This is a genomic window from Leptolyngbya sp. UWPOB_LEPTO1, from assembly GCF_017302695.1.
Taxonomy (GTDB): domain Bacteria; phylum Cyanobacteriota; class Cyanobacteriia; order Leptolyngbyales; family Leptolyngbyaceae; genus Leptolyngbya; species Leptolyngbya boryana.
The window spans coordinates 30,823-49,842 of record NZ_JAFLCJ010000032.1; the positions used below are offsets into that span (position 1 = coordinate 30,823).

At 44.5% G+C, this 19,020-nt stretch carries 20 protein-coding genes; 16 read left to right on the forward strand and 4 right to left on the reverse strand.

The window, feature by feature from the left end; all coding sequences use genetic code 11:
• The first annotated feature begins 22 nt into the window (after positions 1-22).
• A complete protein-coding gene (locus J0L70_RS28575; RefSeq protein ID WP_287456796.1) occupies positions 23-1,285 on the forward strand; it encodes a GAF domain-containing sensor histidine kinase in 1,263 nt (420 codons plus the stop codon).
• A gap of 5 nt (positions 1,286-1,290) precedes the next feature.
• On the opposite strand, the gene J0L70_RS28580 is transcribed toward J0L70_RS28575, so the two are convergent.
• From J0L70_RS28580 to J0L70_RS28590, 3 genes are all read right to left on the reverse strand, one after another.
• Positions 1,291-1,740 carry a GNAT family N-acetyltransferase gene (locus J0L70_RS28580; protein ID WP_287456797.1) on the reverse strand — a complete coding sequence of 150 codons (450 nt, stop codon included), beginning with the start codon at positions 1,738-1,740 and terminating at the stop codon, positions 1,291-1,293.
• A gap of 1 nt (position 1,741) precedes the next feature.
• Positions 1,742-2,296 carry a chlorite dismutase family protein gene (locus J0L70_RS28585; protein WP_287456798.1) on the reverse strand — a complete coding sequence of 185 codons (555 nt, stop codon included), beginning with the start codon at positions 2,294-2,296 and terminating at the stop codon, positions 1,742-1,744.
• Positions 2,297-2,367: 71 nt separating this feature from the next.
• On the reverse strand, positions 2,368-2,790 hold the full coding sequence (locus J0L70_RS28590) for a hypothetical protein (RefSeq protein ID WP_287456799.1): 423 nt from the start codon (positions 2,788-2,790) through the stop codon (positions 2,368-2,370).
• 398 nt (positions 2,791-3,188) lie between these two features.
• Here J0L70_RS28590 and msrA point away from each other — a divergent pair, with 398 nt between their 5' ends.
• The 14 genes from msrA (at position 3,189) to J0L70_RS28660 (ending at position 17,313) form a co-directional block, all read left to right on the forward strand.
• Positions 3,189-3,950, forward strand: coding sequence for a peptide-methionine (S)-S-oxide reductase MsrA (gene msrA, locus J0L70_RS28595; protein ID WP_268242484.1), 762 nt, complete (start codon positions 3,189-3,191; stop codon positions 3,948-3,950).
• A gap of 5 nt (positions 3,951-3,955) precedes the next feature.
• Positions 3,956-4,996 carry a glucokinase gene (locus tag J0L70_RS28600; RefSeq protein WP_287456800.1) on the forward strand — a complete coding sequence of 347 codons (1,041 nt, stop codon included), beginning with the start codon at positions 3,956-3,958 and terminating at the stop codon, positions 4,994-4,996.
• 14 nt (positions 4,997-5,010) lie between these two features.
• Positions 5,011-7,899, forward strand: coding sequence for a bifunctional transaldolase/phosoglucose isomerase (locus tag J0L70_RS28605; RefSeq protein WP_287456801.1), 2,889 nt, complete (start codon positions 5,011-5,013; stop codon positions 7,897-7,899).
• Positions 7,900-7,930: 31 nt separating this feature from the next.
• Positions 7,931-8,920, forward strand: a complete 990-nt coding sequence (gnd, locus tag J0L70_RS28610) for a phosphogluconate dehydrogenase (NAD(+)-dependent, decarboxylating) (RefSeq protein WP_287456802.1) — start codon at positions 7,931-7,933, stop codon at positions 8,918-8,920.
• The gene (gene zwf / locus J0L70_RS28615) at positions 8,917-10,422 is read left to right on the forward strand and encodes a glucose-6-phosphate dehydrogenase (protein ID WP_287456803.1); all 1,506 of its coding nucleotides are present in this window, start codon (positions 8,917-8,919) and stop codon (positions 10,420-10,422) included. Before gnd ends, zwf begins: the two co-directional genes overlap by 4 nt.
• The gene (gene fbp / locus J0L70_RS28620) at positions 10,419-11,396 is read left to right on the forward strand and encodes a class 1 fructose-bisphosphatase (RefSeq protein WP_287456804.1); all 978 of its coding nucleotides are present in this window, start codon (positions 10,419-10,421) and stop codon (positions 11,394-11,396) included. Before zwf ends, fbp begins: the two co-directional genes overlap by 4 nt.
• A 34-nt stretch (positions 11,397-11,430) precedes the next feature.
• Positions 11,431-12,402: a class I fructose-bisphosphate aldolase gene (locus tag J0L70_RS28625; protein ID WP_268242489.1), complete on the forward strand. Its 972-nt coding sequence runs from the start codon at positions 11,431-11,433 to the stop codon at positions 12,400-12,402.
• A 19-nt stretch (positions 12,403-12,421) separates the two neighbouring features.
• A complete protein-coding gene (locus tag J0L70_RS28630) occupies positions 12,422-12,814 on the forward strand; it encodes a PadR family transcriptional regulator (protein WP_287456805.1) in 393 nt (130 codons plus the stop codon).
• A gap of 138 nt (positions 12,815-12,952) precedes the next feature.
• The gene (locus J0L70_RS28635; protein ID WP_287456806.1) at positions 12,953-13,267 is read left to right on the forward strand and encodes a hypothetical protein; all 315 of its coding nucleotides are present in this window, start codon (positions 12,953-12,955) and stop codon (positions 13,265-13,267) included.
• A gap of 39 nt (positions 13,268-13,306) precedes the next feature.
• Positions 13,307-13,918 carry a thioredoxin family protein gene (locus tag J0L70_RS28640; protein ID WP_268242492.1) on the forward strand — a complete coding sequence of 204 codons (612 nt, stop codon included), beginning with the start codon at positions 13,307-13,309 and terminating at the stop codon, positions 13,916-13,918.
• Entirely contained in the window at positions 13,915-14,607 is a 693-nt protein-coding gene (locus J0L70_RS28645; protein ID WP_287456807.1) for a cytochrome c biogenesis CcdA family protein, read from the forward strand. The genes J0L70_RS28640 and J0L70_RS28645 overlap by 4 nt, the downstream gene beginning before the upstream one ends.
• Positions 14,608-14,619: 12 nt before the next feature.
• Entirely contained in the window at positions 14,620-15,219 is a 600-nt protein-coding gene (locus J0L70_RS28650) for a cytochrome b/b6 domain-containing protein (RefSeq protein WP_287456808.1), read from the forward strand.
• Positions 15,220-15,232: 13 nt separating this feature from the next.
• Positions 15,233-15,934 carry a molybdopterin-dependent oxidoreductase gene (locus tag J0L70_RS28655; protein ID WP_287456809.1) on the forward strand — a complete coding sequence of 234 codons (702 nt, stop codon included), beginning with the start codon at positions 15,233-15,235 and terminating at the stop codon, positions 15,932-15,934.
• 272 nt (positions 15,935-16,206) lie between these two features.
• Complete coding sequence (locus J0L70_RS28660) at positions 16,207-17,313, forward strand: sensor histidine kinase (protein ID WP_287456810.1); 1,107 nt, start codon at positions 16,207-16,209, stop codon at positions 17,311-17,313.
• 14 nt (positions 17,314-17,327) lie between these two features.
• Here J0L70_RS28660 and J0L70_RS28665 read toward each other — a convergent pair whose 3' ends face one another.
• A complete protein-coding gene (locus J0L70_RS28665; protein WP_287456811.1) occupies positions 17,328-18,002 on the reverse strand; it encodes a response regulator transcription factor in 675 nt (224 codons plus the stop codon).
• A gap of 243 nt (positions 18,003-18,245) precedes the next feature.
• Between J0L70_RS28665 and msrB the strand changes: the two genes are divergently transcribed.
• Complete coding sequence (gene msrB, locus J0L70_RS28670; protein WP_026148316.1) at positions 18,246-18,734, forward strand: peptide-methionine (R)-S-oxide reductase MsrB; 489 nt, start codon at positions 18,246-18,248, stop codon at positions 18,732-18,734.
• The last annotated feature ends 286 nt before the right edge of the window (positions 18,735-19,020 follow it).

Genomic DNA, 19,020 nt, shown 5'->3' on the forward strand with positions numbered 1-19,020 from the left:
ATTCAAATTGAGGTAACAGATGATGTCTAAGTCTCAGCCACCCGTGAATTCTGCTAGTTTTATGTCTACTGTCTCTCCCGAATTAGAAATGGAGTATTTGACGACGTTAAATTATCGATCGGGCGATTTGGCTGCCTATTTAACTGAAATTTCACGGAGCGTGAGTCGATTGATTCAGTCGGATTGGACGATCGTGACGCTTTGCCAAGGGGAGACCGGGCAAATCATTGCAAGCAATCTTGAGATGCGGCGGGAAAGTGCTAGCTTCAGCGTTCATCGCACCCTGGCAGCAGAAGTGGTTCAATCCGTGCGATCTCTGGTCATCGAAAACCGCCAAGATATGCGGGATCACAATCTTGCAAGTGAGTATCACGCCTATCTGGGAGTGCCGCTAAAAATGAGGAACCAAGCAGCAATTGGCACGATTTGCTCGTTTTTATGTCACCCCCGCTCATTTACAGAAGCTGAAGTAAAGATGGTTGAATTATTTGCTGAGCGAGCAGCAACCGCGATCGAGAATTTTTGGCTCTATCAACATCAGCTACAAGTTAATCATCAACTCTCTCAAGAGGCAGCAGCTTGCTCAATTGACTTGAAGCGATCGCAAGGTCAACTGATTGAGCAAGAACGGTTAGCCGCAATTGGTGAGTTTACAACAATGATTGTCCATGAAGTGCGAAATCCACTGACTACGATCGAACTGGGCTTGAGATACGCTCAAAAAGTATTGCAGCCTGATTCTGACCAACAGCGTCTTAACCTTGCTTTAAAGGAATCTGAACGACTGAAGCATCTTCTCAATGACATTCTGTATTACGCAAAGCCGCAAGTTTTAAAACTCTCAAGACTCAATCTCAGTCTGTTTCTAGATGAATTTCTGCTTCAGGTTCAAGATGTACCCGAAGCAGTTGACCGCCGAATCAAATATACTAACAGCCTTCCAGAAGTTGCAGTGATGGCAGACCTTGATAAGTTAAAGCAAGTATTCTTGAATTTATTTCGGAACGCATTTGAAGCGATCGCTCCCCAGGAAGCCGTCGATTGCTCAATTCGTCCAGGCATCAATGTAAATTCGATTTGCATTGAGATTCACAACGGTGGCGCTCCGATTCCACCAGAGCTATTGTCTCAAATTGGAACTCCATTTTGCTCGACAAAGCCTTCTGGAACAGGACTAGGACTAGCAATTTCAAAGCGAATTATCGCAGCACATGGAGGGGAACTAATAATTGAATCATCTGTATCAGGAACCAAAGTAAGTGTGTATCTCCCGATGAACCTATGAATTGGCTACAAGCTAACTGACATCAAAACATATTGCTCGCGATTCTCAAATTTTGACTGATTATAGAGCTTCTGAGCGCTCAGATTCGATTTCAAGACTTCAAGGTGAATTGCATAAATACCAAGCGCTTTTGCAATCGTTTTGATTTGCTCTAAGGTCTGTTTGCCAAGTCCTTTACCTTGAAAAAGAGGTTTAATATAAAACTCATCAATAAAGGCATCTTTTCCGCCAAATTCAATACTATAACTAGTACAGAGTGCAATGTAACCGACAACTTGACTTCTACAACAAATCAACCAAATTCCGCCAAGTTCCGCATGTGTAAGCAGCATCTTGACGGAATTCTCTCTTTGATAGTCTGCAAGATGCAAATCTGCAACTGCGTGAAACTCTTGAACCAGTGGCAGCAAAATTTCTAAATCCGCGATCGTCGCGATCTTAATCTCTGCTTCCATTTCACTCCAGATCACGTTCTAGACGAATTTCAACTTCGCGTTCTACATACTCCCATTCTTTGCTTGCCCGCATCCGCACCAGTAACTCATCAAATGCCTGAGTATGTTCTGGCGCGAACTCAAACCAAGTTAAAAAATCAAACGGTTCTCCTAAGTCTCGGCAGTGCATTAACCGACGAGCAACCCCCGGAAGATACTCCAATCCAACTGCTGTGTGATGAGATTCTTCCTCGAAAATGGCACGTCGTTCATCCTGTGCCATTTCCCACCACTGAGCCGATTTCTTAATGGGAATGAGTACTGCGATCGCAGCTTCTGCTCGATTCAATCCGGGCTGTACCGCTTGAAGCATAGTAAGCTCGTCGCGCTTTGCATACCGGACATTGCTAGTAAAGCTCTGTAGCACCCACACGCTATCTAAGGGAAGTTCTGTAATGGCATCGTTTACAACATTGATCCGTTCAACAGGAGCTAAGCTGTTCCCGATCATTCCTTGCATTCCAGTAACGCGCCATCCGCCCTGCTTACCCCCAACAAATGAAAATCGGTTGTTCATAGTTCTTGCTCAAATCGATTTAACCTAGCAAACAGTCGTGTAATCTACACTACTGCTTTTGTACAGTTTTTTCAGTCTTTCAGTACACCGCTCTGCGACACTGGCAATAAAAAAGTCAGCACATATGCAAGGTTAGGAATCGCATTGCGCCAGAACCCTGTGGAGATCGATAAAGCGGTGTCGATCGCTGCCCAGGTCAACACTGAAACGATGACTAATATCCAGATTGGCTTGCTCGCAGCTTTGTCAAGTTGGTTTACGGCTTGTATTGCGGCAAACAAAGTGATGCTCCAACCGATTGACACGGCTCCGAGTACTGCTAAACTAAAGCGCATATGTGAATCAAGATTGAGTTCTCCAGGACCATTCAGCAGTTGAAATACGATCCGAGTCGGTTCGCTAGTTGCTTCTAAAGCACCTGCTGCTAAAGTGACTCCAAATAAACCGATTCCGATGCACCAGACGGTCATCCAGTTTCGCCAAAAATTTGACATACATTCTCTCCTAGTTTTCTATGTTCCAATGGGATTTCCAATATTCGATCTCTAACTCCAATGTCACAGAGAAGAGTCATACTCTCTTACCTCTAACTTCTCAGTTCTTGCAGTCTGTTTTAGAGTGACTATAGTGCAATTTTGAAACTTTCGAGTAAGCGCTGTCTGAGGACATTACCGTTGAACAGACCAATATAATAGTAGACGATCAATTTCATTTGTAAAGCATATTTTTTACTGATTTTTGGTGGCAGAATAGCGTAAGAAATAACCTGAAAGTAGATTGAAACATCTCAGGAAAATCTGTAGAAATTATCAGGTCATATTCATCTAATTCTCAGGCAAGTCGTGCAAGATAAACACTATCCCGAACATACCTGACAGAGAATGTTAATGATATGAGATATCAACCGCTTTCGTGGATTCGCCCTTTAATACTTGCTTCCTCTGTCGTGTTGCTTGCCGCGATCGCGATCTCACTCAGTAGCCGAATAACGCTCCGAACGCCGTCTTTCAATTCAAGTCTTCCATCCGACACCAACTTTGTTGCACTTCCTGATCCAGAGATCGATATTGCTGTTCCAAGCAACCTAAATCAGCAGACGATCGTGCTAGCAGGTGGATGCTTCTGGGGAATAGAAGCAATCTTTGAGCAGTTAAAGGGAGTTTCTCAGGTCGTGTCTGGCTATTCAGGAGGAAGTGCTGAAACTGCAACTTACAGCCAAGTTAGTTTAGGTAAAACGCAACACGCAGAGGTTGTAAACATCACCTACGATCCGACTCAAATCTCCTATGGTCAACTGCTGAAAGTTTACTTTGCTGTCGCACATGATCCGACTCAACTGAACCAGCAATTGCCCGATCGTGGATCTCAATACCGATCCGCAATCTTTTTCACAACTCATGAGCAGCAACAGGTTGCACAGGCTTACATTCGGCAACTTGATCAAGCACAGCGCTTTCAAAAACCGATTGTAACTCAAGTTGTGCCTTTGCAGAAATTCTATGCGGCTGAAACTTATCATCAGGATTTCGTCCAGCATAATCCGAACTATCCCTATGTCGTAGTTCATGATTTGCCCAAGCTTAAACGACTTGAGAAGCAGTTTCCTGAACTCTATCGAGATCAAATCAAGCTATCCAGCTTTTATTCGAGGTAAATGCCGTGATCATCCTAACCGGAGATATCGGAGGGACAAAGACAATTCTGCGCTTCTCAGAAGTTACTTCACAATCGTCCCAAATTTTATGTGAAGGTCGATATCGCAGTCGAGATTTTTCAGATTTGACTGAAGTGATTTCCAAATTCTCAGCAGAAGCGATCGCAAAGCTGAATCGACCGATCAGAGCGGATGCAGCTTGTTTTGCGATCGCAGGACCTGTGATCAACAATACGTCACATCTCACAAACCTCGGTTGGATTCTGGAGGTGTCTCGCCTGACTCAAGAAACGGGCATTCCAAATATTGCGTTGATCAACGATTTTGAAGCCGTCAGCTATGGATTACTTGAGCTTACTCAGGCTGATTTATCTACGATTCAAGTCGGGCAATCAAGACCTTGCGCACCAATTGCAGTCATTGGTGCAGGTACTGGCTTAGGAGAAGGCTTTTTGCTCCATCATACTAGGAGCAACCGTCAAGTCTATGCGTCAGAGGGTGGACATGCAGACTTTGCTCCACAAACTGAACTAGAATGTCAAATGTTGCAATATTTACTCAAGCGATCTCCAACTCAGCATGTTTCTGTTGAGCAGGTCGTTTCTGGAAATGGAATTTTAGCAATCTATCAATTTCTGCGATATCACACTGGGCTAGACCAACTTCTCCCTGAAGAAGATATCGACTTAACCTCTAAGATTACTGAAGCAGCGCTGAATGCACAAGACCCGTTAGCAGAGAAAGCATTACAGATATTTGTCAAAGCCTATGGTGCAGAAGCAGGAAATTTGGCGCTAAAGCTTTTGCCATATGGAGGTATCTATATTGCAGGGGGGATTGCCGCTAAGATTTTGCCCCTCATGCAAGAGGGAACTTTCCTTAAAGCATTTCTTGCAAAAGGCAGAGTGAGTGCACTACTAGAGCAAATTCCTATCCACATCGTCTTAAATCCCTATGTTGGTTTGATAGGGGCCACACGATACCTCAAGGAAACAATACTTCAGGCTAATTCAAACAATCATTGTTCGCTTATTGATCTAAGCTAAGAGGAATTTTAAGTATGACTCGCTCTCTCGTACAGTCTGACAATCAGCCCATCACCTCGCTCCAGTCTCTACATTATTATGGACAATCGATTTGGCTAGATTACATTCGTCGCAGTCTCATTAACAGTGGCGAACTTCAAGAATTAGTTGATTCTGGTAAAGTTCAGGGTGTGACTTCTAATCCTGCTATCTTTCAAACGGCGATCGCTGGAAGCACTGATTATGATCAAGTTTTGAATGTGCTCGAAAAGGTTCAGGATCGCGATGCATTATCAATCTACGAAGAACTTGCGATTGCTGACATTCAAGCGGCGGCTGATATTTTACTTCCAACCTACATTCGTACTCAAAAGCAAGATGGCTACGTGAGCTTGGAAGTTTCTCCCTATCTTGCTGACAAGACTGCTGAAACAATTGCAGAAGCGCATCGACTATGGCAAGCGGTTGCACGTCCTAATTTGATGATCAAAGTTCCGGCGACTCCTGAGGGAATTGCTGCGATCGAAGCACTGATTGGGAATGGCATAAATGTTAACGTAACCTTGCTATTTTCTCAATCGGCTTATGAAAAAGTCGCTGATGCTTATCTGGCAGGATTAGAGAGATTTGCAGCGCAAGGAGGAAATGTCAGCCAGGTTGCGAGTGTTGCCAGCTTTTTTATTAGTCGAATCGATACCGCGATCGATGGGTTACTCAATGCTCAACTCAGCGCGAATTCAGATTCTCATACCTGCAATTTCCTAAGAGGTCTATTAGGAAAAAGCGCGATCGCGAATGCAAAATTGACTTATCGCAAGTATCAGCAGTTATACACCAGTCTTCGTTGGCAAAAACTAGCAGAGAAAGGCGCTCATCCTCAAAGACTGCTGTGGGCCAGTACAGGCAGTAAAAATCCACATTATCGAGATGTGGTCTATGTTGAAGAACTGATCGGAGCAGATACAGTCAATACAGTACCACCTGTTACATTGGCAGCATTTCTAGATCATGGTCAGCCTCGCTTGAGTCTGCCAGAACAGATTGAAGCAGCAGAAGCTGTTTTATTGAAGTTAGAACAGGTGGGAATCTCACTCTCACAAATTGCAGATCACCTGCTCCAGCAAGGCATAAAGCTTTTTCAAGACGCATTTGATGCACTTCTTAGTGCTGTCGCTCGAAAGCGCGAGACGATACTAGGAGATCAAATTGATCGCATGACCTATCGTCTGCCTCCTGCACTTGATGAAGCGGTTCAAATGCATCTATTTGAATGGCGGCAGAGTGGAAAAATTCGCCGTTTGTGGGCGCAAGACGCGTCACTCTGGACAGATACGGATGAAAATTACTGGCTCGGCTGGCTTGGAATTACAGATGATCAACTGGCTCATCTGGATCCTCTGAAGCAAGTTGTTCAGGCTGTGCGATCGCGCGATTTTACCCATGTTGTACTGTTGGGAATGGGCGGTTCTTCTCTTGGTCCTGAAGTGATGAAGCAGACATTTGGCAAGACTCCAAACTTCCCAGAATTGCATATACTCGACTCGACTGATCCTGCCCAAATTCGAGCAATTGAAAGCAGAATTAACCTGCCGCGAACACTGTTTATTGTCTCTAGTAAATCTGGCAGTACTTTGGAACCTCATATTTTCAAGCAGTATTTTTTCGACCGAGTGCAACAAATTGTTGGAGTAGAAGCAGCAGGACAACAGTTCATTGCCATTACTGATCCTAGTTCTCAACTTCAGCAGATTGCAATCAACGATCGCTTCTATCAAACATTCCTGGGATTACCTTGCATTGGTGGACGCTATTCTGTGCTGTCTAACTTTGGTATGGTTCCTGCTGCACTCATGGGAGTCGATATTGCAAGATTTTTACGCCTAACGGAAGAAATGGTACATTCTTGTGCGCCTTCTGTTCCTGCTGAAGATAATCCAGGTGTCGTTCTTGGAACAATTTTAGGGGTGCTTGCTAATCAAGGATACGATAAAGTTACTTTGACGACCTCTCCCAGCATTGGAAGTTTGGGGGCTTGGTTAGAGCAACTTCTAGCAGAATCAACCGGCAAGATTGGGAAAGGAATCATTCCAATCGATCAAGAGGCACTCTCTACACCTGAAAAGTATGGTAGAGATCGATTATTCATCTACATTCGCTTGGAATCTGCACCCAATTTAGCTCAAGATGCTGCGATCGCTCTTTTAGAACAATCAGGATTTCCAGTGGTCAGAATCGCAGTCGCGACTCCTGAGCATTTAGGACAAGAATTTTTCCGATGGGAAATCGCAACCGCAGTAGCAGGAGCAATTCTAGAGATCAATCCTTTTGACCAGCCTGATGTAGAAGCGAGTAAAATTGCAACAAAGCAGCTCATGCTAGACTATGAAAAAACTAGGATTCTTTCTACAGCAGAGCCGCTCACTACGCAACTAGAAATTCAGATATATTCGGCTCCACATGACAAGGATGCCTTCGCAAAAGCAGCGATCGAGAACTCTTTAACAAGCTATCTGAGATCGCATTTGAATCGGCTGAAACCTGGAGATTATTTTGCGCTCTTGGCTTACATCGAAATGAATCCTGTGTATTACGAGTGTTTGCAAGCGATTCGCCATGCAATTCGGGATGCTAAACAAGTCGCAACTTGTCTAGGCTTTGGACCAAGATTTCTCCATTCCACAGGGCAAGTCTACAAGGGTGGCCCAAATACAGGGGTATTTCTACAAATTACGAACGAGCCTGAGAATGATCTTGACATTCCTGGACAGAACTATAGCTTTGGAGTCGTCAAAGCAGCTCAAGCACAGGGTGATTTTCAGGTTTTAGCAGAACGCAATCGTCGATTACTTAGGTTGCATCTGAGCCAGAATACACAGGCAGATTTAGAGCTTTTACAGACCGCAGTACGTATCGCATTAATTTAGTTGATATTGAAGTCTTTGATAGGAGAACAGAATGCAAATTGGTGTTTTCGGGCTGGGACGCATGGGCGCAAATATTGTCCGCCGCTTGCTCAAACATGGGCATGAATGTGTGGTGTTTAATCGCAGTTTGGACAAAGTGAAGCAGCTTGTTACTGAAGGGGCGAAAAGAGCAAATACGCTTGACGAATTCGTTGAGCAATTAGCAACTCCGCGCGTGATCTGGTTGATGTTGCCATCAGGCATTGTGACTGAAGAAAGCCTTTTAGAGGTCGCCGCAAGGTTGTCTCCTGGAGACATCATCATTGATGGAGGCAACTCTTACTACAAGGATGATGTGCGTCGAGCAAAATGGCTTCACGATCGTAGTATTCACTATATTGATGTTGGCACAAGTGGCGGCATTTGGGGGCTAGAGCGAGGCTACTGCCTGATGATTGGTGGAGAAACCTCTATCGTTCAGAAGCTCGATCCAATTTTTGCATCTCTTGCACCTGGAATCGGTAGTATTCCTCGGACTCCTGGACAAGCGCAGCTAAATTCTACAGCAGAGTTAGGGTATTTACATTGCGGTTCGCATGGAGCAGGACATTTTGTAAAAATGGTTCACAACGGTATTGAATATGCCTTGATGCAATCTTATGCCGAAGGTTTTGACATTCTACGAAATGCAAATTCTCCAGAAATCTCTGAATCTCATAGCTATGATTTCAATGTTTCTGAGATTGCAGAGGTTTGGAGACGCGGCAGTGTGGTGGGATCGTGGCTGTTAGATCTTGCTGCGATCGCATTAACTGAAAATCCATCGCTCTCTAATTACACTGGGTATGTCCAAGACTCTGGAGAGGGACGTTGGACGATTATGGCAGCGATCGAATCTGCCGTTCCAGCAGAAGTTTTGTCTGCTGCATTGTATGCTCGATTTCGCTCCAGACAAGATCATACCTTTGCTGAAAAGATGCTGTCTGCTATGCGTCAGCAGTTTGGAGGGCATGTTGAGCCAGTTGTGGAGCTATCGCCATGACGAAATCTCCTCCATCTATTCCGTCTTGTACGATCGTCATTTTTGGAGCCGCCGGAGACTTGACCAAACGCAAGCTTATTCCTGCTTTGGGGAATTTAGCAAAGGGTCATCTACTACCGGAAAACTTTGCGATCGTTGGAGTCGCGCGCGCTTCCATGAATCATGAAGAATTCCGTCAAGCGATGAACTCTGCAATGCAAGAGCTTGCTCCTTACCTTGAATCTGAGCAGCGAGATTGGTTATGCAAGCGACTCTACTATCTCTCAGGCGAATTCAAGCAGGCTGAAACCTACGATCGACTACAACAACTCCTAGATCAAATTGACCACACCCATCATACTCAGGGTAACTATCTCTATTATCTTGCGACTGCTCCTGAGTTTTTCTGCGAAATCATCTGGCAACTTCACTCCTTAGGACTTGTTGACGAAACAGTAGGTCAATGGCGACGTGCAATTATCGAGAAACCATTCGGGCATGATCTCATCTCAGCCCGCGTGCTCAACCAAACTTTGAGCAAGGCTCTAAAAGAACATCAGATTTATCGCATTGATCACTATCTAGGCAAAGAAACGGTTCAAAACATTCTCGTCTTTCGGTTCGGTAATGGCTTATTTGATCCGCTGTGGAATCATCGCTACATCGATCATGTACAAATTACCGTAGCTGAACAAGTTGGAGTCGAGAATCGAGGGGGTTACTATGATGTGACAGGGGCATTGCGAGACATGGTTCAAAACCATCTCTTTCAGTTACTCGCAATGATTGCAATGGAGCCGCCGATTTCTTTTGAAGCAGATGCAGTCCGAGATGAAAAGACTAAGCTTCTGCGATCGATTCGTCCACTTCAACCAGAGCAAGTTCTTACCGATACTGTCCGAGGTCAGTACCAAGCAGGAACTGTGCAAAACAAATCTCTAACTGCCTATCAGGATGACCCTAAAGTTGCTTCAGATTCAGTCACCGAAACGTTTGTCGCTCTGAAATTATTCATTGATAACTGGCGTTGGACAGGAGTCCCTTTCTATCTTCGTACAGGGAAAGCAATGGCAAAAAGAGTTAGTGAGATAGTCGTTCAGTTCAAGCAAGTTCCTCAAGTATTTTTTCGCCAAACTTCAATGGAACAACCTACACCTAACCTAATTCGACTTAGAATTCAACCGAATGAAGGGATTCATGTCCAGTTTGGTGCTAAAGTTCCTGGCCCTGTAATGAAAACGAGCGCGGTTGAAATGGATTTTTGCTATGCCAAGCATTTTGGAACCTCTCCAAGTACAGGCTATGAAACTTTACTTTATGATTGCATGATTGGAGATGCAACACTCTTTCAGCGTGCTGATACGGTTGAAATTAGTTGGGATGTGATCACACCAATCCTGGATGTGTGGCAATCATTGCCCCCACGCAATTTCCCGAACTACACAGCAGGCAGCTGGGGACCACAGGAATCAGACGCTCTACTGCAACAGGATCAGCGACATTGGTGGGAGATAGGGACATGATTACACAAGCAATGACCCTTGATCGATATCTTTGGCAGCAGCAAAAAGCCTTCAATATTCCAGTAGAACTCTCGATTCTAATCAGCCAGATCGGTTATACTGCAAAGATTCTAACTCGTGAAATTAGCCGTGCCGCCTTGGTTGGACAGCTAGGGTTAGTCGGAGATAAGAATGCAACCGGGGACGCTCAAAAAAAACTCGATGTTTTCAGCAATCAAACTATCATTGAAGCCTTCTCAGACACAGGGCTAGTAGCGGCTCTAGCTTCTGAAGAGCTTGAAATGGCAAAATTTATGGATTGTCGCAATCATACGCCTTATGTTCTGTGTATTGATCCGCTGGATGGCTCCTCTAATATCGATAGTAGTGGAGCCTTGGGAACCATTTTTGGTGTTTATCAGCGCAAAACTTACAATGGATGCTGTAGCGTAGAGCAAGATATTTTGCGCTCAGGCACAGAGATGGTTGCAGCAGGCTATATTCTTTATGGTACGAGTACAGTTTTGGTTTGCACCTGTGGTCATGGGGTCAATGGATTTACACTCGATACAAGCTTGGGCGAATTTTTACTCTCTCACCTGAACCTTCAATGCCCAAGTGAAAGTAAATACTACAGCGCAAATCTCAGCTATGCCCAAGAATGGCAACCGCACATTCAGAAACTTATTGTTCATCTCAATCAGCAACATACCTCATTGAGATATAGCGGTGCGCTGGTTGCAGATGTCCATCGGAGCTTGATTGAGGGCGGGGTTTATCTCTATCCATCAACTCCTGACTATCCTGATGGCAAACTCCGGTTGCTCTATGAATGTGCGCCCCTTGCTTTTATTGTCGAACAAGCTGGGGGAATGGCAATGACCGAGACAAAGCGTGTTTTAGAGCTTCAACCTCTATCAATTCATCAGCGATCGCCGTTAATCATTGGCAGCAAGGCAACTCTGACACTTTACGAACAAATGCTGCAAGCATAGACTGTAATACCTCAAACCTACTAAGGAACTTCCAATGACTCAACGCATCCAAGAGATTCTGAGTTGGTATGGTAGTGACAATCCTGGAACACTAACCAATCTCGCTCGTTTGCTCAATCACGGTAAGCTTACAGGGACAGGGAGACTCGTAATTTTACCTGTTGATCAGGGCTTTGAACATGGACCTGCTCGCAGCTTCGCGCTCAATCCACCTGCTTATGATCCGCTTTATCATTTTCAGCTCGCGATCGATTCTGGCTGTAATGCTTATGCTGCACCCCTTGGTTTTTTAGAAGCAGGTGCGCGCGAATTTGCGGGTCAAATTCCATTGATTCTCAAAGTCAACGATCACGATTTGCTTCTGAATGAAACTGATCCTGATCAAGCCATAACAGGCAGTGTTCAAGATGCCTTGAGATTGGGCTGTGTTGGAATCGGATTTACTATTTACCCAGGCTCATCTCATCGTTTAGAGATGTATGGACAAATCCGTGCTTTAGCTGAAGAAGCAAAGCGCTACGGCTTAGTTGTTATTATCTGGTCTTATCCGCGTGGAGCAGGACTGAGTAAGGCTGGAGAAACTGCGATCGATGTGACTGCCTACGCTGCTCATATTGCGGCTCAACTTGGCGCACACATTATTAAAGTTAAGCTCCCTTCAGAGCATATCGAGCAAGATGAAGCGCGTAAAATCTATCAAGCACAAAACATTCCTATTACAACGCTGGAAGAGCGAGTCAGGCATGTGGTGCAATGCACGTTTAACGGACGGCGCATTGTGATTTTCTCAGGTGGTGCGTTCGACAGCGATCGTGCCTTACTCGATGAAATTCATGCTATTTATGCAGGAAATGGATTTGGTTCGATCATTGGGCGAAATTCATTTCAGCGATCGTATCCTGAAGCCTTAAAATTACTTGATTCAATCACAGAGATTTACAGCAGCACCGCGACTCATTCTGCTAATCGCCAAAGTAATGCAGCAACAACAGTACTTAAGCAGTAACATTCGTATTGATCTCCAAATGTCAAACACTCAGCAATCCCTGACCTTGCAAGATATTTATCAATTTTTTCAGGCTCCGCCAGTCATCTTTCTCAATCAGGAGCTAACAGTTTGCTATGTGCTGTCAGTGTTACTGTCAAAAGGGGAATCTTACGGGGCTGAGCTTGTCCAGAAACTTAGGGATGACCATGTAGGCTACCGACTGTCTGACACAATCTTACAAAGTTCAATACGATTTCTAGAACGTGAAGGAATGGTCGTAAGCTATTGGAAGAAGCCAGCAAAACGCGGTCGTCCTCGACGAATCTACCAAGTTGTTTCAGAAAAACAACAGAAAGCACAAGACCTTGCACAACTATGGCGAGATTATATTGAGAATAAGTCCTCTATTCTCAGCCAATTCTCAGACTAAACTCAGCAAATTTTAGGGCTATATTCATGCACAGCTTAGTTTAGTCCCCCATACTCCAAAGAGTAGCAGGTGCTTGAGTGTTTGCCATTCGAGTGAATAGCACAGTTTAGAACTTATATCATATGGGTAGTGAAAACCATGAAAACAATTGCTTCTCTGATTATTCTAGCTTCAGTGGGTATGCTTGTCGCTTGCTCTACTCCCAACAGTCAAAAGCCCGCTACAACTAACCCAGTTCAGCCTGATGCGATGAAACAGGGCGATGCGATGAAACAAGGTGATGCCATGAAGAAAGATGGCGATGCGATGAAACAAGGTGATGCCATGAAGAAAGATGGCGATGCGATGAAACAGGGCGATGCGATGAAACAAGGTGATGCCATGAAGAAAGATGGCGATGCCATGAAGAAAGATGGTGATGCCATGAAACAAGGTGATGCGACAAAGCCATAGTGTTATCAGAGCGATCAATTCTCACTTTTGGTAAGTTTTATGGGCAGAATTTTCCGTCAGCGTCGTCAGCTTCTTCTTTACTTAGGATTGGGTGTGGTCGGTGCTGGAGCTACTGCCCTAAAACTCAAGCCTAGCCAAGATAAGCAATCTTTCATTGCACAACCCATCCTAGATCCCAAGCAAGATCTTGTCAGTGTGCAAGCATCTGGCAATCCATTACCCGACTTCCAGGGAATTCAGCAGTGGCTAAATTCAACTCCACTCTCGATCGCAGATCTCAAGGGCAATGTGGTTCTGATTCAATTCTGGACATTTGCCTGTATCAATTGCCAACGAACTCTCCCATACATTACTCGATGGCATCGCCAGTATGCAGCACAAGGCTTAAAAGTCATTGGGATTCATACCCCAGAATTCGCATTTGAGCGTGAGCCTAACAATATTCGGAAAGCTATCGAAAAGCATCAAATTACCTATCCAGTTCCAGTTGATAATGAGTACAAAACCTGGAAAGCTTATCAAAATGAGTACTGGCCTCATCTGTTTTTAGCTGATCGACGTGGGTTAATGCGGTACGACCATATCGGCGAAGGTGCATATGACACGACCGAGCAGATGATTCAAACCCTCCTTAAAGAGAGAGTGTTATGAATCCATCGACCCTTTCTATTCAGATTGCAATTTTGGCAGGGATCCTCACGATCCTCTCTCCTTGCATATTGCCAATTCTTCCAGTGCTTATTGGTCGATCGCTGCAATCTCATCGCTATGGTCCAATTGCTCTAATTTTCGGTTTAGTTGGAGGATTCGCTGTAGCTGGAAGTTTACTGGGAATCAGTACAAGCTGGCTAACAGGAATTGCGAACTTCTTGAGATACACTGCGATCGCAATCTTATTAGGGCTTGGACTTCTCACCCTATGCCCAAGATGGAGCTATACTCTTTTGAGCTATTTCCCCAATCTGAAATGGGTTCAGAATTCCCCACGCATTGGATTGTGGGGCGAATTTTGGTTGGGGACTCAGTTAGGATTGTTGTGGACACCTTGTGCTGGTCCCGTACTCGGCGGGATTTTAGTGTTGGCGGCTGTACAACATCAAGCCATGAGTGCCTTTTGGTTGTTGTTGGCATATGGATTGGGAGCTGCTCTACCCTTGCTGATGATTGCTTATGGTGGGCGAAAGTTGACTCAGCACTTGTTGAACTTACGATCGCAGAGTATGACCTTGCAAAAAATTGGTGGAAGCATTGTGATTTTGAGTGCGATCGCAATCCTACTAGGTTGGGATGTGCAAGTTCAACTCTGGCTCGCACCATTTTTCCCGAAAACTTCACTGTGAGGCACTGCGATCATGGATGCTGTAAAACGCCAAAAATCTCCTCCGACTCCTTCTCAAGCTTTACTCGCTAAGATATTCCACTGGACAAATTTGATTAGCCTATTCATTATGCTGTTCAGTGGATTACAGATCTATAACGCGAATCCGGTGTTTGGGGGACGAGGCGGGTGGCATTTTCCTAGTTTTTTGACGCTAGGTGGATGGCTAGCAGGGGGACGGAATTGGCATTTTGCAGCGATGTGGATTTACTCACTCAATCTTTTGGGATACGGGATCTATGTTGGTTTGTCTCGCCGTTGGCAGCGTCGATATGCTAGCAGTAGTGATGTTAAAGCACTGCGCGTTAGTCAAAATGCAAAACGTAAAAATTATGCGCTGCATCGAGTAGTTTACACTGCGATCGTTCCCATTCTCATTTTGTCGATCTCATCGGGTTTAGCGATGTATAAGCCTGCTCAGTTTCACGGTTTGTACAGTTTATTTATCAATTGGCAAACACTGCGAACAATTCATTTTATTACTGTTCCAATTGTTGTTGTATTCACAGCTGTGCATTCAATTTTGGCACTCAAAGTTGGCACAATTCGGCTTGTGAAATCGATGTTTATCTAGGAGTGATCGAACGATGTCTAAACCGATTTCTCGTCGTCAATTACTCCAGTGGTCTGGATTATCCGGAGCAGGTTTATTGCTCAGCAGTTGCGGTTCAAATTTTGGGACACAAGAAATCGGACAGGTCATTGAACCTTTGAACCAAGCGACACAATCTTTGCTGCTCAGCCAAAAGCCTGTGCCTGAATTTTCTATCCGTCAAGTTGAACCTGATAAATTACTCATCAATACCTTTGATCAAACGCCAAAAATCGATCCAGCCCAATATCGATTAGAAATTTCAGGGGAAGTAAACCATCCGATGCAGTTGAGCCTTGCTAATCTCCGGTCATTACCTTTTACCTCAATGGTGATTCAGCATGTCTGTGTAGAAGGATGGGCTGCAATTGTCCAATGGGGTGGAGTGCGGCTTCAGGATTTGTTGAAGCTAGCACAACCAAAATTAAACGCCCGCTATGTTTACTTTAAGTCGGCTGATGGCTACTACGAAAGTTGGGATTTTGCCTCAGCAATGCATCCTCAAACCTTGATGGCATATCAGCATAATGGAAACCTGCTCTCAGTCGAGCATGGTGCTCCTTTACGTTTAGCTTCTCCGGTCAAGTTAGGATACAAGCAAAGTAAATGGGTGACTCAAATTATCCTCACAGCGCAACTGATGCCTCAAAAAGGATATTGGGAAGATCAAGGATACGAGTGGTTTGGAGGACTGTGAGATCAATAAAAATATATATTTAGAATTTCAATTTAAGAAGATGTTTGAAAAGTCTCAGAAATCTCTTCACTCTGGTTGCCATCTTCCAGTCTGATGCTAGTAGAACGAAGTCTACTGAAAGACTTAGAAGCCGACTATCATTATTTCTTCGGTTTATTGCAACAGACTTCGCACAGTTAGACCTGGATTTGCAAGTCGGGACGGGTGAGGTAATCAACTTTTCAAACGCTCTCTAATCTAAAACGAACTCCCTCTACATATGAGTAAAGTTAATGAATCGGCTAGGGCAGGTTTCAAATGGGCAGAACAGGCGGAAAAGATTTGATTTCGCTTCATTGCAGTTTCGGCTTGCTGTCACTGTAATTGGAATTTGTGCGATCGCGATTGCGATCTATCAGCAATTGAGTCATTGGAGCATTCAGACTGTACTGATGATGTACTCCGATCAGTTGACTGAAGCACAATTTCTGACGATCTCTAGTCAGTTGGTCAACCTGAGCTTGATTGTGATGATTGGAATGACGATCGCAACTTTAGCAGTAACCTGGCTCTTGTTGCGTCCCGTCAATCAATTGCAGCACTGGATACAGACCACAGCAACAAATTCCCAATCCAATCCCTTTACAACTAGAGCAATGCCAAGCGAGATTCGAGCCGTTGCTCAAGCATGGAGCGAGACGCTCAGTCAGAAAGCCGCCATCAAGCAGCAGCAGCGGCAATTTATTAGCAATGTTGCTCATGAACTGCGCTCTCCTCTCAGTGTGATTTATGGATACCTTCAGCGCACCGTCAAGCGTATTCCTATGTCTCCCAGTCAGGAAGAGAGCCTGAAAATGGTAACCGAAGAAGCAGAGCGAATGACCCTGATTCTACAAGACTTGATCGATCTTGCAAGAGCAGAGAGCTTAGATGTTTCGCTTCCTCAAGAGCCTCTGATTCTCAATGAGTTTGTGCGCAATATCGCAAATATGCGGGGTAAGTTTGATCATCCGAATATTCAGCTTGAAATTTCGCCGATTCCGATTCGCGTTCAAGCACGTCGGGATCACCTCATGCAAGTGCTAGATCACCTGATTGAGAATGCGATTCGATATTCTCAACCCGATTTACCAATTGTGATCCAGTTAACTCAAGAGAATGGTTGTGCTGTCATTCAGGTGAGCGATCGTGGCGAAGGAATTCCCCAGTCTGATCAAGTGTTGATCTTTGAACCTTTTCATCGCATTGATCCTTCGCGCAGTCGAGCCACAGGAGGAACCGGATTAGGACTGGCGATCGTCAAAATTTTAGTTGAGAAAATGGGTGGAACGCTTTCCCTTGATTCTGAACCCGGCATAGGTACGACCTTCATTGTTACGTTACCCATGCTACGAAGTTGAGCAAAGAGGATTGATTATGATTCTCGGATAACATAGCCCACTCCACGTACGGTATGAATGATGCGTGTTTCACCTTGCTGCTCGAGTTTTAATCGCAAGTACCGAATGTAGACTTCAATCACGTTTGAATCCCCGCCAAAATTGTATCCCCAGACGTTTTCCAAAATCTGCTCTTTCGTAAAAACCTGTTGAGGATTCTGCATTAAGTAAGCGAGAAGATCAAATTCTTTGACCGTTAAATCGATTAAGCGATCTCCCCGTAACACTTGATGAGTCAGTCGATCCAATTTTAGCTCACCTACTTGCAAGATATTTTCATACACTTCTTGAGTTCGGCGAAGATGAGCACGAATTCGTGCGAACAGTTCTTCTACACTAAACGGCTTTGTAATATAATCATCTGCTCCAGCATCTAGTCCATCAACTCGGTCTTCTACTTCATTTTTTGCTGTCATCATGATGATTGGAATCTTGATTCCTGTGGTTCTCAATCGGCGGCAAAGTTCTATCCCAGACAGTCCCGGTAGCATCCAATCCAGAATGGCAAGATCTGGCAGAGATTGCCGTGCAATAGCAAGTCCAGTCATCCCATCGTAGGCTGTACTAACCTGATATCCTTCATTACTTAGCTCAAGTGAAATAAATTGTGCAAGTGCAACTTCATCTTCGACTAAAAGAATATGCGCCATAGCGGTAAACAATAAGCTGCTATCACTAGGAATTGAGCATAGAATATAAGCCTGAGCTATATCTGAAAGAATTCTGAAAACAAGCTGAGAAGCTCTAATTAATCTGAACTCTGTCGCCGCTTTTTACGCTCAAATATTTATTCTCATTGTTTTCTCAGGCAAGCTTTATCGAATTTAAACCTTCACTTCAGAAGTTTCTCAGTCCTGAATAGTTCAATGTACGAATCCCCGAACGACCGAACGATGAAGAGACGATATTTTGTGCAAGCAGGTTTAGCGCTTGCAGGAACCGTTTGGGTATCCCATACCCTCCGCCAGAATCCAAAAAATATGCCAGAACGTTCATTTGAAATCATCAAAACTGAAACAGAGTGGCGCAATCTGCTAACACCAGAGCAGTTTTATGTCCTCCGCAAGCATGGCACAGAACGAGCAGGAACAAGCCCACTTGATAAACAGTACAGCAAGGGAAGCTATGTCTGTGCTGCCTGTAAACTTCCGCTCTTTACTTCAGAAACAAAATTCAATAGTGGAACAGGGTGGCCCAGTTTTCACACGCCGATTGCAAATGCGATCGCGACATCACCTGATTATACGATTTCTATTGCTCGCACAGAAGTTCATTGTCGTCGCTGTGGTGGGCATCTGGGGCATGTATTTCAAGACGGGCCTCGACCTACAGGTAAACGCTATTGCATCAACGGAATTGCATTAGATTTTATTGCAGGATAGTCCTGATAGACGACCTGACTACCACAGACAAACAATCGTATTCTTAACAAGAGCATGATAGAGCTTACACCTGCACTGTCAGAACACAGACTCAAAGGGCAAGTGCGCGAGATTGGCATCAACCCCAACTACTGGTATGCCGTAGCCTGGGCACATGAGTGAGATGGACCCGTAGGGTTGGACAAAAAATAGATAGTGAATAAGCTACAGTTCTAGATCTCAATTCTACTAACTTTTTTGATCTAGATTCGATTCATGCTTTTGATTCTTTCGTGTTCACATTATT